The 15,953-nt window shown below is 61.9% G+C and carries 13 protein-coding genes; 4 read left to right on the top strand and 9 right to left on the bottom strand.

Annotated features, from left to right (window positions below; translation table 11 throughout):
* The first annotated feature begins 297 nt into the window (after nt 1-297).
* The 4 genes from cysP (at nt 298) to QTL96_RS10480 (ending at nt 4,150) form a co-directional block, all read left to right on the top strand.
* The gene (gene cysP, locus QTL96_RS10495; protein ID WP_112943252.1) at nt 298-1,284 is read left to right on the top strand and encodes a thiosulfate ABC transporter substrate-binding protein CysP; all 987 of its coding nucleotides are present in this window, start codon (nt 298-300) and stop codon (nt 1,282-1,284) included.
* A 105-nt stretch (nt 1,285-1,389) separates the two neighbouring features.
* Nucleotides 1,390-2,211, top strand: coding sequence for a sulfate ABC transporter permease subunit CysT (gene cysT / locus QTL96_RS10490; protein WP_112943251.1), 822 nt, complete (start codon nt 1,390-1,392; stop codon nt 2,209-2,211).
* Nucleotides 2,211-3,119 (top strand): sulfate ABC transporter permease subunit CysW, encoded by a 909-nt coding sequence (gene cysW / locus QTL96_RS10485; protein WP_289727887.1) that lies wholly within the window; start codon nt 2,211-2,213, stop codon nt 3,117-3,119. The genes cysT and cysW overlap by 1 nt, the downstream gene beginning before the upstream one ends.
* Nucleotides 3,116-4,150, top strand: a complete 1,035-nt coding sequence (locus QTL96_RS10480; protein ID WP_289727702.1) for a sulfate/molybdate ABC transporter ATP-binding protein — start codon at nt 3,116-3,118, stop codon at nt 4,148-4,150. Before cysW ends, QTL96_RS10480 begins: the two co-directional genes overlap by 4 nt.
* A 14-nt stretch (nt 4,151-4,164) precedes the next feature.
* On the opposite strand, the gene QTL96_RS10475 is transcribed toward QTL96_RS10480, so the two are convergent.
* From QTL96_RS10475 to ntrB, 9 genes are all read right to left on the bottom strand, one after another.
* Nucleotides 4,165-4,917: an ABC transporter ATP-binding protein gene (locus QTL96_RS10475; RefSeq protein ID WP_112943248.1), complete on the bottom strand. Its 753-nt coding sequence runs from the start codon at nt 4,915-4,917 to the stop codon at nt 4,165-4,167.
* On the bottom strand, nt 4,911-5,975 hold the full coding sequence (locus QTL96_RS10470; protein ID WP_162725051.1) for an iron ABC transporter permease: 1,065 nt from the start codon (nt 5,973-5,975) through the stop codon (nt 4,911-4,913). Before QTL96_RS10470 ends, QTL96_RS10475 begins: the two co-directional genes overlap by 7 nt.
* Before the next feature lie 2 nt (nt 5,976-5,977).
* Nucleotides 5,978-7,108, bottom strand: coding sequence for an ABC transporter substrate-binding protein (locus QTL96_RS10465; RefSeq protein WP_113168156.1), 1,131 nt, complete (start codon nt 7,106-7,108; stop codon nt 5,978-5,980).
* Between the two features lie 133 nt (nt 7,109-7,241).
* Nucleotides 7,242-8,735 (bottom strand): siroheme synthase CysG, encoded by a 1,494-nt coding sequence (gene cysG, locus QTL96_RS10460; protein WP_289727701.1) that lies wholly within the window; start codon nt 8,733-8,735, stop codon nt 7,242-7,244.
* A complete protein-coding gene (locus tag QTL96_RS10455; protein WP_289727700.1) occupies nt 8,707-11,370 on the bottom strand; it encodes a nitrate reductase in 2,664 nt (887 codons plus the stop codon). Before QTL96_RS10455 ends, cysG begins: the two co-directional genes overlap by 29 nt.
* Before the next feature lie 52 nt (nt 11,371-11,422).
* Complete coding sequence (gene nirD / locus QTL96_RS10450; protein ID WP_112943244.1) at nt 11,423-11,758, bottom strand: nitrite reductase small subunit NirD; 336 nt, start codon at nt 11,756-11,758, stop codon at nt 11,423-11,425.
* A 4-nt stretch (nt 11,759-11,762) separates the two neighbouring features.
* Complete coding sequence (nirB, locus tag QTL96_RS10445; protein WP_289727699.1) at nt 11,763-14,225, bottom strand: nitrite reductase large subunit NirB; 2,463 nt, start codon at nt 14,223-14,225, stop codon at nt 11,763-11,765.
* A 4-nt stretch (nt 14,226-14,229) separates the two neighbouring features.
* Nucleotides 14,230-15,027, bottom strand: coding sequence for an ABC transporter ATP-binding protein (locus tag QTL96_RS10440; RefSeq protein ID WP_113168152.1), 798 nt, complete (start codon nt 15,025-15,027; stop codon nt 14,230-14,232).
* Between the two features lie 11 nt (nt 15,028-15,038).
* Complete coding sequence (ntrB, locus tag QTL96_RS10435) at nt 15,039-15,932, bottom strand: nitrate ABC transporter permease (RefSeq protein WP_112819797.1); 894 nt, start codon at nt 15,930-15,932, stop codon at nt 15,039-15,041.
* Nucleotides 15,933-15,953: the final 21 nt, after the last annotated feature.

Raw genomic sequence — 15,953 nt, 5'->3', positions numbered from 1 at the left:
TGATACGCCAAAGCCTGACCGAGCGCAAGGGCTATGTATTGGGCCGTTGAGCCATGCCCCCCCCCGCCGATCGTCATGCGGCAGGCTCAAGTGCCCGATACTCGAAAAGCGTTTTATTGGCAGAGGCTTAGGAAAACGTCGCGAGAAGGGCGGAACGTCGATGAAGTAAAACCGACGCGAAATATGGCGAAAAAAGGACAGAATTTCTAAGCCGGTCCGCAACCGGGGGCGGTGGTTCCTCGCGATCAGGTCGCCTTGCGATTAGTTTCACCGCACAGCAAAACACCGGAGCGATAGATGAAACGCCTTCTCATTCTCGGCACAGCGCTTGCCGCCCTCTTTTCCGTTCAGGTCCGTGCCGAAGAGCCTACGAAGCTTCTGAACGCATCCTATGACGTCTCGCGCGAGCTTTTCGCCTCCGAGAACGAAGCCTTCATCAAGCAGCATCCCGGTGTGACCATCGATCAATCGCATGCCGGCACTTCCAAGCAGGCGCGCTCGATCATTGAAGGGCTGGAAGCCGACGTCGTCACCTTCAACCAGTCGACGGACATCGATTTCCTGGCAAAGAACGGTTTCGTCTCCAAGGATTGGACCAAGGCTTTCCCGAACAACGCTTCGCCATTCTACTCCTTTCCATCCTTTCTGGTGCGCGCCGGCAACCCGAAGAACATCAAGGACTGGGACGATCTAGCGCGTGACGACGTGCATGCGGTCTTCCCGAACCCCAAGACATCGGGCAATGCGCGCTACACCTATCTCGCCGCCTATGCCTGGGCCAAGGAAGCCTACAAGGGCGACGAAGGTAAGATCGAAGCCTACATCACCAAGATCTTCGACAACGTGCCGGTCTTCGACACCGGCGGCCGCGCGTCCACGACGACCTTCGTCGAGCGCGAGACCGGCGATGTCTTGATCACCTTCGAAGCGGAGACGCGCGGCATCGAGAAGCAGTACGGTTCCGACAAGGTTCAGGGCGTGATCCCGTCCGTCAGCCTGCTTGCCGAGTTTCCTGTCGCTGTGGTCGACAAGGTCGCCGCCAAGCATGGCACCGAGACGCTTGCGAAGTCCTATCTCGACTTCCTCTACACCGAGGAAGGCCAGCGGATTGCCGCGCAGTTCGGCCATCGCGTTCGCGATGAGAAGGTGATCGGCGAGTTCAAAGATCAGTTTCCAGCGATCCGTCTCGTAAATGTCGACGATACGTTCGGCGGCTGGGAAAAGATCCAGAAGGAACACTTCGCCTCCGGCGGAATTCTCGACAAGCTTTATGGCAGCCGGTAAGCACTAACTGGATATCACATCGCTTGGCCCGGCTGGCCTTTGCCTGCCGGGCCACTTTCGTCATCGTGCTTATAGAGCAGGACTTATGAAACAGGGAATGACCGCTTGAGACGCAATGTCCTGCCCGGATTACGCCTGTCGCTGGGTGTGACCCTTCTCTATGTCGGCCTTATCGTCGTCTTGCCTCTGGCTGCCCTGGTGTTCAAGGCCGCAAGCCTTGGGCCAGAGGACTACTGGCGCATCGTGTCATCCTCGCGCGCGCTGGCCAGCTACCGGGTGACGGTGTTTTCCGCGCTCGGCGCCACGATCTTCAACTTGTTTTTCGGCTTCGCGCTTGCCTGGGTGCTGACGCGCTATCGCTTTCCCGGCTGGCGGCTTGTCGATGCGATGGTCGATCTGCCATTCGCACTGCCGACCGCAGTGGCCGGTATCGCGTTGACAACGCTGTTTGCGGCGAACGGCTGGTTCGGATCCGTGCTTGAAGGCATCGGCATCAAGGTTGCCTATACGCCGATCGGCATCATGGTCGCCATGTGCTTTACCAGCCTTCCTTTCATCGTCCGTACCGTGCAGCCGGTTCTGGAAGATCTCGACCCCGCTTACGAAGAGGCTGCGCAGTCGCTGGGTGGTTCGGACTGGACGATCTTCCGCAAGGTCATGCTGCCGCTGTTGACGCCGGCGCTGCTCGCCGGCGTGTCCTTGTCCTTCGCCCGCTCGCTCGGCGAATTTGGCGCCATCATCTTCATCGCCGGCAACCAGCCGATGTCCACGGAGATCACCGCACTTCTCGTCTTCATCCGGCTCGAGGAGTACGACTATCAGGCGGCCGCGGCGATCGCCTCCGTCCTGTTGCTGACGGCCTTCGTCATGCTGGCGCTGACCAACTGGATGCAGGCGCGGGCGCTGCGATATACGGTGAGGAACTGATCATGAGCATTCCCACCCGCCGCAAACCGCCGCGCGTCGGCGATCAGCCGATCGTCAGGCGCACCTTGATCAGCCTTGTGCTGATCATCGGCGCGTTCCTCATCCTGGCGCCGCTCGTCATCATCGGCGTCGAAGCCTTCGCCAAGGGCTGGCAGGTCTACAGCGCCACAATCAGTCATCCCGATACGCTGCATGCGATCATGCTGACGGTGCTGACCGCGCTGATCGCGGTGCCCATCAACACGGCGTTCGGCGTCGCGGCCGCATGGTCGATCACCAAATTCGATTTCTGGGGCAAGCGCTTCCTGCTCGTGCTGATCGAGGTGCCGTTCTCCGTATCGCCCATCGTCGCCGGCGTTGCCTATCTCTTCGTCTACGGGCTGCAGGGCATCTTCGGGCCGACGCTTGAGGCCTATGACATCAAGATCCTGTTCGCGATCCCAGGCATCGTGCTCGCCTCGATGTTCGTGACCGCGCCATTCGTCGCGCGCGAACTCATACCGCTGATGCAGGCGCAAGGGCGCGATCTCGAAGAAGCGGCGACGTCACTCGGTGCGTCCGGTTGGCGCACGTTCTTCTCGGTCACGCTGCCGAATATCAAATGGGCGATGCTCTACGGTGTGGTGCTTTGCAATGCGCGCGTGATGGGCGAGTTCGGCGCCGTCTCGGTGGTCTCGGGCAATATCCGCGGCCAGACGAATACGCTGCCGCTGCACATTGAGCTGCTTTATCACGATTATCAGGCAACCGGCGCCTTCGCCGCCGCCTCGATCCTGGCGGTTATCGCCATCTTCACCATCATCGCCAAGGTGGCGCTCGAGCGCCAGGGAGCCGGCCGCCGCTCCAGCAGCGCCAAGCCCGCCGCGCGTCCTGTCCTCGTTGCCCAGCCAGCAGAGATAAACTCATGAAGATCCGCCTCGACCACGTCGTCAAAACCTTCGACACGTTCCGCGCCGTGCGCGACGTCTCGCTGGATATTCGCAGCGGCGAACTTCTCGCGTTGCTGGGGCCATCGGGTTCCGGCAAGACCACGATCCTGCGCATGGTCGCCGGCCTCGAATATTCGGATGGCGGCCAGATATTCTTCGGCGATCAGGATGCGACCGACATTCCGGTGCGCGATCGCGGCGTCGGCTTCGTCTTCCAGCACTATGCGCTTTTCCCGCACATGACGGTCGCCGAAAACATTGCCTTCGGCATGAAGGTGTCGAAGGTCGAGCGCGACAAGGCCGCGATCGTAGCGCGCGTCACCGAACTGCTCCGCCTCGTGCGGCTTGAGGGGCTGGGCGACCGGTTCCCGGCGCAGATATCGGGCGGTCAACGCCAGCGCGTGGCGCTGGCCCGTGCGCTCTCGGTCGATCCGAAAGTGCTGCTTCTGGACGAGCCGTTCGGTGCGCTTGACGCCAATGTGCGTCACGACCTGCGCCGCTGGCTGCGCGAGATCCACCACGAGCTCGGCATCACCACCATCTTCGTGACCCACGACCAGGAAGAGGCGCTCGATCTTGCAGACCGCGTCGTCATCCTGAAAGACGGCAAGATCGTTCAGGAGGGCACGCCCGAGCAGGTCTGCCGTGATCCGCAATCGGCCTTCGTGATGAAGTTTCTGGGTGATGCCAACGTGTTGCCGGCCGAAATCCGCTCCGGCGTCGCCTATACCGGTGGCGCTTCGGTCGCGGCACCCGGTATTGCCGATGGCACCGGCGAGATCTATGCGCGCCCGGCCGATCTCGATTGGTCAGGGGACGGTCCCGGCATCGGCGCCAGCGTCGACCGTGTGCTCGACCGGCCGGATGGTCGCCGCATTCTGGCGAGCACTGAAAGTGGCGCTCAGCTCGAATTCGATGTCGAGCCCGAGCGTGCCGTCAAGGCGGGTGACCGCGGTTTCGTCACCGTCCGTCGCGCCAAGGTCTTTGGCGCAGCGAAGGCTGCAGTCTAGACAGAGCTAACCGATCAGATCGCGCCGTCGACGATGACCAGCGGCGTTCCCTGCGAGCAGTGTTCGATCCGAGCGTCGATCTTGTAGATATCGCGCAGCATGGTCTTGGTGATCACGTCGCTGGTCTTGCCGCTCGCCGCCATCTTGCCGTTGCTGATGACGACGGTGTTCTCGCAATAGCGCAGCGCGTGATTTAAATCGTGAAGCGCGATGAGGATGATCATGCCATCGCGCTTGGCGGTGGCGGAGATGAAGTCCAGAACCTCTACCTGCCGGTGGAGATCGAGCGCCGAGGTCGGCTCGTCCATGAGCAGGACTTCCGGATTGCGAATGAGCGCCTGGGCAAGCGAGACCAGCTGGCGCTGGCCGCCGGAAAGTTCGCCAAGCCCACGAAACGCGAGTTCGTCGATGCGCAGCGCCTTCAAGAGCCGGTCGATTGCCGCCAGCTCCTCGTCGGCAACCCTCCAACCGCTGCCCTGCTTTGCCGACAGCAAGACCGACTCGTAGACTGTCAGAACCGCATTGGCGCCGGTGTCCTGCGGCATGTAACAGATCGTTCGGGGACCGGCCTCAGTATCGGAAAGCTCGACCAGCCCCGGCCCCTTGATCAGCGAGGCGATGCGCTTGAAGAGCGTGGACTTGCCGGCCGCGTTGGGCCCGATGATCGCGGTCACGCTGCCGCCGCGAAGATCGTCGATCCCGACATCCTGGAGCACCTTGACCCGACCATAGGTCGCGCCGACACCTTTTAGCGCGAGCGCTACCATGCGCGTCTCCTGTTGCTAAAAATGAGGACGAAGAAGAACGGCACGCCCACCAGCGCCGTGATCACGCCGATCGGCAGGATGGCGCCTGGAATGAGCATTTTGCTCACCACCGATGTTACGGACAGAAGAAGCGCGCCGCAGATAACGGCCCCCGGCAAGAAGAAGCGCTGATCCTCGCCGACGACCATGCGCGCGATATGCGGACCGACCAGCCCAACGAAGCCGATCGTGCCGACAAAAGAAACGGGGATGGCGGCGAGCAGGCTGACAATCATCATTGTCTGCAGCCGCAGGCGCCGCACATTGACGCCCATGCTGGCCGCCTTGTCGTCGCCGAGCCGTAGTGCGGTCAGTGCCCAGGCATCCTTCATGAACAAGGGGACGGTCACTACGAGGATGCTCGCCGTGAACCAGACCTTCGGCCATGTCGCCTTGGTCAGACTGCCCATGGTCCAGAACACCACCGCTGCGAGCGCCTGCTCGGAGGCCAGATACTCGAGCAGCGACAAGGCTGCGTTGAAGGTGAAGACCAGCGCGATGCCGAGCAGCACGATGGTCTCGACGCTCACACCTCGCATTGTCGAGGCGAAATGAATGAAGAGCGCCGCGGCCATCGCCATCAGGAAGGCGTTGAGCGGCACCATGTACTGGATGGCGCCGGGAAACAGCGAGACGCCGCCGACCAGCGCGAGCGCCGCGCCGAAACTCGCCGCGGCCGAGATTCCCAACGTGAACGGGCTTGCGAGTGGGTTTGAGAGGATGGTCTGCATCTGCGCGCCGGCAACCGACAGCGATGCCCCGACCGTGACCGCCATCAGGGCGATCGGCATGCGGATATCCCAGATGATCACCCGAAGTTGCGCGGCCACCGCACTCGGATTAGCAAGTGCTGCAAGCACGTCCGATAGCGAATAGTTGGCCGGACCGAGCGCCATATCGAGCGCGATGCTGACACATAGCGCGATAGTGAGCGCAAGCAGGATCAGGATGCGGCGCAAAGCAAGGGCGCGATATTGCACGCGCCCCGTTGCCGATGTCTCGATGGCACTCACAGCCATTCTCACATCTCCTTCAGAGAGACGAAGTAACCCTGCTTGTAATCCAGCGGCAGGAAGCGGGCGTGAAGTTCCTTGAAAGTCGCTTCAGGATCGAGGTCTGTGAAGAGATCGGGATGCAGCCACTTCGCCATCTCCTGTATCGCGACGAACTGGTAGGGGTTGTTGTAGAACTGATGCCAGATGGCATGCACATTGCCGTCGGCAACGGCCTTGACGCCGGTGAAGGCCGGACGCTTTGTCAGAGCCTCAAGCTTGCGGCGGGCTTCCTTGAGATCCGCGCCGTAACCGACACCAACCCAGGCGCCGCCCGGGACGTATTTATCCCAATTGCCGCCGGTCACGATGATCTGATCCGGGTTGGAGGCGATGACCTGCTCGGGATTGACCGTTCCGAATGTGCCGGGGATGATATCCTTCGCCATGTTGATGCCGCCGGCGATTTCGACCATCTTGCCGAAGTTCTCGTTGCCGAAAGACATGCAGCAATCATCAGAATAGCCGCCGGCACGTTCCACGAAGACCACAGGCTTCTTCGGATTGTTCTTCTCGATCACATCTGTCACGCGCTTGATGCTGTCGGCGCGGAACTTGATGAAATCTTCGGCGACCGCCTCCTTGCCCATCAACTGGCCCATGACGCGCATGCTTGGCTCGGTGTTTTCCATCGGCTTCTCGCGGAAATCCACGTAGACGAGGGGAATGCCGACCTTGCCGAGCTTTTCGATATAGCCTGCTTCTTCCGTCGCTGTCTTGGCGTCGATGTTCATCAAGATGACGTCGGGCTTCAGCGCCACGGCCTGCTCGATATCGAAAGTGCCATCCTTCATGCCACCGAATGTCGGCAGCTTGGCGATTTCGGGATACTTGGCTAGATAGGCGTCATAGGATTCTGGATCCGCCTTCGGTAGATCGTCGCGCCAACCGACGACGTGTTCGAAAGGGTTCTCCTTGTCGAGCGCGGCGAGGAAGTAGATCTGCCGGCCTTCGCCGAGAATCATGTGCTTTACGGGCGTGTTCACCTCGACGCTTCGCCCTGTCACATCCTTGATGGTGACGGTATCGGCCAGGGCCGGCAGGGCGGTCGACATGAAGAGGGCTGCTGCTAGTGCGTGGATTTTGCCAGCGAGGCGCATTTTTGGGTCACTCCCTTGGAATTGACCCCGTTTATTATTTTATGAGTTTATTAGTCAAGTTACATCTCGCGGCTAGCCTGAAATTGAGCGTCCTCCGGTGTCAATCTCTGCAACCATCTTCGAAGGCGCTTGATCAGCAGGCCTCACGTTGCAGGTCCAGCTTCTGCTGATTGCCATTCTGGTTCGCCATTTCACGTGCCGCGAGTGCCGATCCGACGGCGATCAGCACCGGCCGATCGTAACCGATGATGGCAATGCCCTCGCGGAGTTCCTCAAGCGAACCGCGCCAGTCACGCTGCGTGACCCGGCTGACATCGCTCATGACGATAACCGGCGTCGAAGGCGAAAGCCCTTCTGCGATAAGCCGCTCGGCAATCAACGTCGCCGTCCTGCCGCCCATGTAAAACACGGTGGTGGTACGCGGATCGGCGACGCTTGCCCAACTCACATCCTCCGGCAGGCCGCCATGGCGGGAGTGGCCGGTGATGAAGCGCACGGATTGGGCGTGATCGCGGTGGGTGAGCGAAATGCCGAGACGGGACGCCATCGCGCTTGCCGACGTGATGCCGGGGACGACATCGACGGGGATACCCTCTCGGTCCAGATGCGCGATCTCCTCGCCGGCGCGGCCGAAGATCATCGGATCGCCGGATTTCAGACGGACGACGCGCTTGCCCGCCTTGGCGAGCTTGACCATCATGTCGTTGATATCTTCCTGGCTGCAGCTTGTGCGGCCGCCGCGCTTGCCGACGAGCATGCGCTTTGCCTCCCGGCGGGCAAGCTCCAGCACCTCAGTGGAGACCAGATCATCGAACAGGATCACATCGGCTGCCTGCAAGGCCCGCACCGCCTTCAGTGTCAGCAGTTCTGCGTCTCCGGGACCGGCGCCGACAAGCGTAACCCGGCCTTGAAATGTGAGGGCGGGCGCTCCGCGAAGCCTCTCGGCTTCCTTAAGAAGCAGCCCGCCGACGACCTCCTCCGGCGTATCCGAACTCGAGAAGGCGCGATCGACGAATTTCTCCCAGAACGCGCGGCGCAAGGGCCCCGGCGCCAGCCGTTCGTTAATCTGATCTCGCAACGCCTGCGCCAATCCCGCCCAACCCTTCAGCGCCTGCGGTAGCAAGGTTTCGATCCGGCGACGGATCGCCTGGGCGAGGATCGGGGCTGCGCCATCCGTCGAAATGGCGACGACGACCGGCGAGCGGTTTACGATCGAGCCGAACTGAAACTGGCAGTAATCCGGCTTGTCGATGACGTTGACGGGGACCCCCGTCGCGCGCGCGGCGTCGAAGAAGCGCTGGGCTTCGTCGCCATCTTCGCAATCGCCGATCGCCAGAGCGGCGTGTTCGAGGTCCGCTTCCCGCCATTCGCGCTGGTGGTGGTAGACGCTTGCGGATGGATGCTCCGGCTTGTGTGCGGCGAGAGCGGCGCATGCGTCACTGAGGTCTTCGGCGAATATCTCGACACAAGCCCCGCAGGCTGCCAGCAACTCGGCCTTCCATGCTGCCGCATCCGTGCCGCCCGCCACCACGACGCGCCTGCCTTCCAGCGCCCAGAAGACCGGAAGTTTGGAGAGCGGCTCCATGCGGGCCGGGCTGTCATTCCGCCGCTGCTGCAAGACATCCATCGATGATCCCCCTGATTTCCGCGCGGCAGGAGCCGCAATTGGTTCCGGCCTTGGTTTGCGCGCCGACCGCCTCGACGCTATGGCAACCGCCCACCACAGCGGCGATGATCTGGTTGACGCCGACGCCGAGGCAAGAGCAAACGGTGGCGCCGGGATCCGGCATGTCGGCGCCAGGGCGACCGGCGACCAGCGCGAAGCGCTTGCGCGGTTGGTCGTGCGACGCGACGAGTTGCGCGATTGCCCAGTTGCGCGCGACGGCAACCGGTTGCCGGGCGATGAAGAGGGCGGCGAGAAGCCGGTCGCCTTCAAAGAAGGCAAGTCTGACGTCCCCGGATTGCCGATCCACGTAGCCAAGCGGCTCTATCTCCTCGGCAATGGCAAATGTTCGGCGACACCAGAGCGACCAATCATCCACCTGTTGATCGACAGCCAATTCGAGCCGCCAGCCGCCGTCGGCCTTCGCCAGCGCCCAATATCGGGTATCAAGTCCCTCAGGCTTGGCTGCCGAAACGGCGAAGCCATAGGATACAACGGTGAAAGGCCCTGCCGTGACCGCAACGTTCTTCGAGGCCGGCTGGCCGGATACCGGATCGGTGATCGGCGCGACGACGGCATCGATCCGGGCTTTGGCAGCGAACTGATCGTTCCAGTGCATGGGCGCGAAGATGCTGCCGCGAGCCTGCCGCTCGGTGATCAGCGCTCGCACGATTGCCTTGCCGTGAGGGCTTTCGAACTCGACCAGCGTGGCATTGCCGACGCCGATCTCGATCGCGTCGCGCGGATGCAGTTCGGCGAAGGGCTCGGCGATGTGCGACGAAAGCCGGGCGCTTTTGCCCGTCCGCGTCATCGTGTGCCACTGGTCGCGAATGCGGCCGGTGTTGAGCGTGAAGGGAAATTCGGGATTGGTTCGATCGCAGATGGTGGGCTCGACGGGGATAAAACGCGCGCGTCCATCAGGATGGTAGAAGTGTCCATCGGCGAAGAAGCGCTTGCTGCTACCGATTATGGGGGCAATTCCCCGCTTGGCAGGCCATTGGAATGGCGACATCAGGCGGTAACTTTGCTCATCGATCCCCGCATAGGATCCGATGTCGAAATCCCGGCTGCCGTCATTTTCGAACGCGGAGAGGGCCGCGTGCTCGGCAAAGATGTCCGCCGGCGAGCCGTAGCCAAAGCCGTCAAAGCCCATGCGGCGTCCGACGTCGGTCAACTGCCACCAGTCGGCGCGGGCCTCGCCAGGCGTGTCGAGGAAATCGCGCTGGCGCGAGATGCGGCGTTCGGAGTTAGTGACCGTGCCGTTTTTCTCGCCCCAGCCGAGGGAGGGCAAGAGGACATGGGCATGGCGCGTGGTGTCGGTGTCGCGCAGGATATCGGAGACGACGACGAAGGGGCAGGCTTTGATCGCTCTTTCGACGGCATCGGCGTCGGGCATGGAGACCACTGGGTTGGTCGCCATGATCCAAAGCGCCTTGATGCGCCCGTCCGCGACAGCACTGAACATGTCGACCGCTTTCAGGCCGGGCTTTTGCGCGATGACAGATGACTGCCAGAAGCGCTGGACCCGATCGCGGTCATCGGCGTTTTCGATCGCCATATGGGCGGCAAGCATATTGGCGAGGCCGCCGACCTCGCGACCGCCCATGGCGTTCGGCTGACCGGTGAGAGAGAAGGGTCCCATGCCAGGCCGGCCAATGCGGCCGGTGGCAAGATGACAGTTTATGATTGCATTGACCTTGTCGGTGCCGGATGAGGATTGGTTGACACCCTGGCTGTAGCATGTGACGACTTTCTCGGTCGCCGTAAACAGGCGGTAGAATTCGCGCAGCTGCATGGCCGGCAGGCCGGTCTGCTCCAATGCATCGCTGGACGAAAGCATCGAGGCCTTTGCGAAGGCTTCGTTGAAGCCGCTGGTATGCTCCGCCACATAGTTCTCATCGATTGCGCCGGCCGAAATGACGTGCGCGAAAAGGCCCGTGAACAGCGCAACGTCGCTATCGGGACGAATGGCCAGATGCAGGTCGGCGATGTCAGATGTCATTGTTCGGCGCGGGTCGATGACCACGACCTTCATGCCCGGGCGCACTGCCTTGGCTGCCGCAATACGTTGATAGATGACAGGATGACACCAGGCAAGATTGGAGCCGGTGAGGATGACGAGGTCGGCCAGTTCGAGATCTTCGTAGACGCCGGGAACCGTATCGGAGCCGAAAGCGCGTCGATGGCCGGCTACGGAGGACGACATGCAAAGGCGGGAGTTGGTGTCGATATTGCCGGAGCCGATGAAGCCCTTCATCAGCTTGTTGGCGACGTAATAGTCTTCTGTGAGCAGCTGGCCGGAAACGTAAAGTGCCACGGAATCCGGCCCGTGTTCGGCAATCGTTTTTGAGAAGCGGTCGGCGACGAGATCAAGGGCGGTGTCCCAATCCGTTCGTTGGTCGGCGATTTCGGGATAGAGCAAGCGTCCGTCTAGATCGATGGTTTCGGCGAGCGCGGACCCCTTGGAGCACAGGCGTCCGAAGTTCGCCGGATGGTCGGGATCGCCTTTGACGGAGACTGCGCCATCATCGCCGACCGTTGCGATGACACCGCAGCCGACGCCGCAATAGGGACAGGTGGTTTTGGTTTCACTGGGCATGGGGGTGCCCTCTCCGGGTGTCGAGGGGGGTGCCATTTCCACCATGAGCCAATCACTCCGCCGCCATCATCAAGCTCTCGAACGCGATAAACAGCGTCCCATTCTCGTTCCTCACGGGAATGGTCCGCACCTCACCCTCATCCGCCCCCAGAGCCTTGCCGGTTTCCAGCGAGATCACCCAATTGTGCAAGGGGCAGGTGACCGCCTTGGCATGCACGATCCCCTGCGACAGCGGCCCGCCCTTGTGCGGGCAGTGGTCTTCGATCGCGAAGACTTCGTTCTCCGCCGTGCGGAAAACGGCGATCTTGCCCTGAGGGGTTTTCACGCAGCGCGCGCCACGCAGCGGAATGTCGGAGATGTCGCCAATCGAGATCCAGTTCATATCCATCGCCTCACTCCGCTGCCTGGGGGAAGCCGATCGTCGCCATCGGTTTGAATTCGTGCTTGTCTTTGCCGGAGACGCGCTCCGACCAGGGATCGACCTGAGCGAATGTCTGCGAGAAGACGAAGCGGTCGTAATAGGCCTTGCGCTTGTCGGCATCGCCGATGATCTGGCGGCGGATTTCCTCCAGCCCGACGCGCTTTGCCCATTTGTAGATGCGCTCGAGATAGCGGGCCTGCTCGCGGTACATCTGCGTCAGCGCCACGATGTGCTCCAGCGCCTCGTCCTCGGTCTTCACCAGGCCGAGAACCTCGGTGCCCTTGATGTCGAGACCGGCAGCGCCCGCGAAGTGGATCTCGAAGCCACTATCCACGCAGATGACGCCGATATCTTTGCATGTCGCTTCCGCGCAGTTGCGCGGGCAGCCGGAAACGGCGAGCTTAAGCTTGGCCGGCGTCCAGGAGCCCCACATGAACTTCTCGATGCGGATGCCGAGGCCGGTGGAATCCTGCGTGCCGAAGCGGCACCAATCTGACCCGACACAGGTCTTCACCGTTCGCAGGCCCTTCGCATAGGCCTGTCCGGAAACGAATCCGGCCTTGCCGAGATCGGCCCAGACCGCCGGCAGGTCTTCCTTCTCGATCCCAAGCAGGTCGATGCGCTGGCCGCCGGTGACCTTCACCATTGGGATCTCGAACTTGTCGACGACATCGGCGATGGCGCGCAATTCGTTTGCGTTCGTCACGCCGCCCCACATGCGCGGGACCACCGAATATGTGCCGTCCTTTTGAATGTTGGCGTGGACGCGCTCGTTGATGTAGCGCGACTGGTAGTCATCGGCGTATTCGTCCGGCCAATCGCAGACGAGGTAGTAATTAAGCGCCGGGCGACACTTGGCGCAGCCGCAGGAGGTCTTCCATTCGAGCTCCTGCATGACGGCGGGGATCGTTTTCAAACCCTTGGCCTTGATCAGGCGGCGCACGTCGTCATGGCCGAGTTCGGTGCAGGTACACATCGGCGTCACGGCGGCCGGGTTGTAGCTGTCGCCGAGCGTCAGCGACATCAGCTGTTCGACCAGCCCGGTGCAGGAACCGCAGGAGGCGGACGCCTTGGTGTGGGCGCGGACGTCGTCGAGCGACGTCAGCCCCTTGGCCGATATGGTCGAGGTGATTTTCCCTTTGCATACGCCGTTGCAGCCGCAGATTTCCGCATCATCCGGCAAGGCTGCAACGGCCGCCATAGGGTCCAGCGGCGATCCTCCCTGGTAAGCCTGTCCGAAGATCAGCGTGTCGCGCATCTCGGTGATGTCGGTCTGCTTCTTCTTCAGATCGTTGAACCATGCGCCATCGGCCGTCTCGCCGTAAAGAACAGTGCCGATGATACGGTTGTCCTTCAGCACCAGGCGCTTGTAGACGCCGGCGGTGGCATCGCGCAGCACGATCTCCTCGCGGTCGTCGCCGTCGGCGAAGTCGCCAAGCGAATAGAGATCGATGCCGGTGACTTTCAGTTTTGTGGGTGTGTCCGAATGGACGAAGGCCGGCGAGGTATCGCCCGCGAGGTGCGAGGCGGCGATGCGGGCCATCTCATAGAGCGGCGCGACGAGGCCATAAACCATGCCGCCGACCTCGGCGCATTCGCCGAGCGAGAGAATATCGCCATCCGACGTGCGCATGCCGTCATCGACGACGATGCCGCGATTGACCGCAAGGCCGGCCTCTTTCGCCAAGCCAAAATTCGGGCGGATGCCGACGGCCATGACGATAAGGCTTGCCGGAATGATGCGACCATCGTCGAGCTCTATCCCCTCGACCTTGCCGTTGCCGATAATCGCCTTGGTGTTGGCCTTCGTGATGACCTTGATGCCGCGTTCCTCGACGGCCTTCTGCAGTAGATAGCCGGCGGCGGGGTCGAGCTGGCGCTCCATCAGCGTTGGCATCACATGCAGCACGGTCACATCCATACCGCGCTGCGCGAGACCAGCAGCCGCCTCCAGACCAAGCAGGCCGCCGCCGATAACGATCGCTTTCTCGCGTGATTGCGCCGCCAGAAGCATGGCCTGCACGTCGTCGAGATCGCGATAGGTGATGACCCCTGGCAGGTCCTTGCCGGGGACGGGGATGATGAAGGGTACGGAGCCGGTGGCGATCACCAGCTTGTCATAACTCTCCGTCACGCCGTGGTCCGAGGTCACCGTCTTTGCATCGCGATCGATGGCGACGATCTTGTGGCCCTTGTAGAGCGTTATGCCGTGATCGATGTACCAGCCGTCGCCATGGATGACGATCTGCTCGTAGCTCTTTTCACCAGATAGAACCGGCGACAGCATAATGCGGTCATAATTGACGCGCGGCTCGGCGTTGAAGATCGTGACCTGATATTGGCCCGGCGCCTTTTCGAATAAGTGCTCGAGCATGCGCCCGGGCGCCATGCCGTTGCCGATGATCACGAGTTTTTCGATGCGCGTTTCTGACATGGGGTTACTCCGCGGCTTCGACAAAGCGGTGGCGTTCGTAGAGGAACTTCAGCACGGCTTCGCGGCATTTGAGGTAGGTTCGGTCGGAGGCAAGCTCGATGCGGTTGCGCGGGCGCGCGATCGGCACGTCGAGGACTTCGCCGATCTTGGCTGCCGGACCGTTGGTCATCATCACGATGCGGTCCGAAAGCAGAACGGCCTCGTCAACGTCGTGGGTGATCATCACCATCGTGTTGCCAAGGCGAGCATGGATCTCCATGACTGCATCCTGCAGATGGGCGCGCGTCAGCGCGTCGAGCGCGCCGAATGGCTCGTCGAGCAGCAGGATTTTAGGCTCCATGGAGAGCGCCCGGGCGATGCCGACACGCTGCTTCATGCCGCCGGATATCTCGGAGGGACGCTTGTCCTTGGCGTGGGCCATCTGCACGAGATCGAGGTTTGTCATCACCCAGTCGTGGCGCTCGGCCTTGCTCTTGGAGTTGCTGAATACCTTGGAGACGGCGAGATTGACGTTTTCGTAGACGGTGAGCCAGGGAAGCAGGCTGTGGTTTTGGAAGACGACGGCGCGCTCGGGGCCGGGAGCATTCACCTCGCGGTTTTCGAGCAGCACGGCACCTGAGGACACGGGCGTCAAGCCGGCGATGAGGTTAAGCAGGGTGGACTTGCCGCAGCCGGAATGGCCGATGATCGAGACGAACTCACGTTTGGAGATGGTCAGGTTGATGCCCTTGAGCACCTCGGCGCGCACGCCGGCCCGGTCGAAATGCTTGTCGATATGGTCGAGCTTGAGATAGGCGGTCATGGTCGTTCCCTTCAATTGGCCGAAGCGCCGCGGGTGATCAGCTTGCCGACTGCCGCCACCAGCTTGTCGAGCGCGAAGCCGACGACGCCGATGTAGGCAAGCGCGACGATGATGTCGGGCAGGCGGGACGAGTTCCACGCATCCCAGATGAAGAACCCGATGCCGACGCCGCCGGTGAGCATTTCGGCAGCGACGATCGCTAGCCAGGAGAGGCCGACACCGATGCGAAGGCCGGTGAAGATGTATGGGGCGGCCGAAGGCAGCATGATCTTGAAGAAGAACTCGATCTGGTTCAGCCGCAGCACCTGAGCGACGTTGCGGTAGTCCTGCGGGATGTTGCGCACACCGACGGCGGTGTTGATGATGACGGGCCAGATCGAGGTGATGAAGATCACGAAGATCGCCGAAGGGTTGGCGTTCTGGAAAGCGGCGAGAGAGAGCGGCAGCCAGGCAAGGGGTGGCACCGTGCGCAGCACCTGAAAGATCGGATCTAGGCCGCGCATCGCCCAGACCGACTGGCCGATGACGGCGCCGACAATCACGCCGACGACTGCGGCCAAGCCGAAGCCGTAAGCCACGCGCTGCAGCGAGATCAGCACGCGCCAGCCAAGCCCGATATCCTGCGAGCCATAGTTGAAGAAGGGGTAAGCGATCAGGTCGAAGCTCTCCTGCCACACCTGATGTGGGGAGGGCAGCGAGGCCGTTGGCGACGAACAGAGCACCTGCCACACGCCAAGCAGGATGGCGAGCACGACGAGCGGCGGCAGGACGTTACGGGCAAGCACGGCCGCGATTTTCGTGATGTTGATCTTTGCCGCCGGGCGCCTTGCGAGCGGCAGGATAGTTGCGGTGTTCGTTGCGGTTGCCGATGTCGCGATTGTTTGTTTCTTGGCCAAAGCGGGCATTCTACGCTCCTCTGCGCGATG

It is taken from the genome of Rhizobium sp. S163 (genome assembly GCF_030380805.1).
GTDB lineage: Bacteria > Pseudomonadota > Alphaproteobacteria > Rhizobiales > Rhizobiaceae > Rhizobium.
This window is presented reverse-complemented; position numbering and strand designations above follow the sequence as displayed.

Coding starts and splice junctions, on each gene's coding strand:
- QTL96_RS10465 (WP_113168156.1), bottom strand. CDS start 7,108: ATGCGCCTCGCTGGCAAAATCCACGCACTAGCAGCAGCCCTCTTCATG.
- cysG (WP_289727701.1), bottom strand. CDS start 8,735: ATGGATGTCTTGCAGCAGCGGCGGAATGACAGCCCGGCCCGCATGGAG.
- cysP (WP_112943252.1), top strand. CDS start 298: ATGAAACGCCTTCTCATTCTCGGCACAGCGCTTGCCGCCCTCTTTTCC.
- QTL96_RS10470 (WP_162725051.1), bottom strand. CDS start 5,975: ATGGCTGTGAGTGCCATCGAGACATCGGCAACGGGGCGCGTGCAATAT.
- ntrB (WP_112819797.1), bottom strand. CDS start 15,932: ATGCCCGCTTTGGCCAAGAAACAAACAATCGCGACATCGGCAACCGCA.
- QTL96_RS10475 (WP_112943248.1), bottom strand. CDS start 4,917: ATGGTAGCGCTCGCGCTAAAAGGTGTCGGCGCGACCTATGGTCGGGTC.
- nirB (WP_289727699.1), bottom strand. CDS start 14,225: ATGTCAGAAACGCGCATCGAAAAACTCGTGATCATCGGCAACGGCATG.
- QTL96_RS10455 (WP_289727700.1), bottom strand. CDS start 11,370: ATGCCCAGTGAAACCAAAACCACCTGTCCCTATTGCGGCGTCGGCTGC.
- nirD (WP_112943244.1), bottom strand. CDS start 11,758: ATGGATATGAACTGGATCTCGATTGGCGACATCTCCGACATTCCGCTG.
- QTL96_RS10440 (WP_113168152.1), bottom strand. CDS start 15,027: ATGACCGCCTATCTCAAGCTCGACCATATCGACAAGCATTTCGACCGG.
- QTL96_RS10480 (WP_289727702.1), top strand. CDS start 3,116: ATGAAGATCCGCCTCGACCACGTCGTCAAAACCTTCGACACGTTCCGC.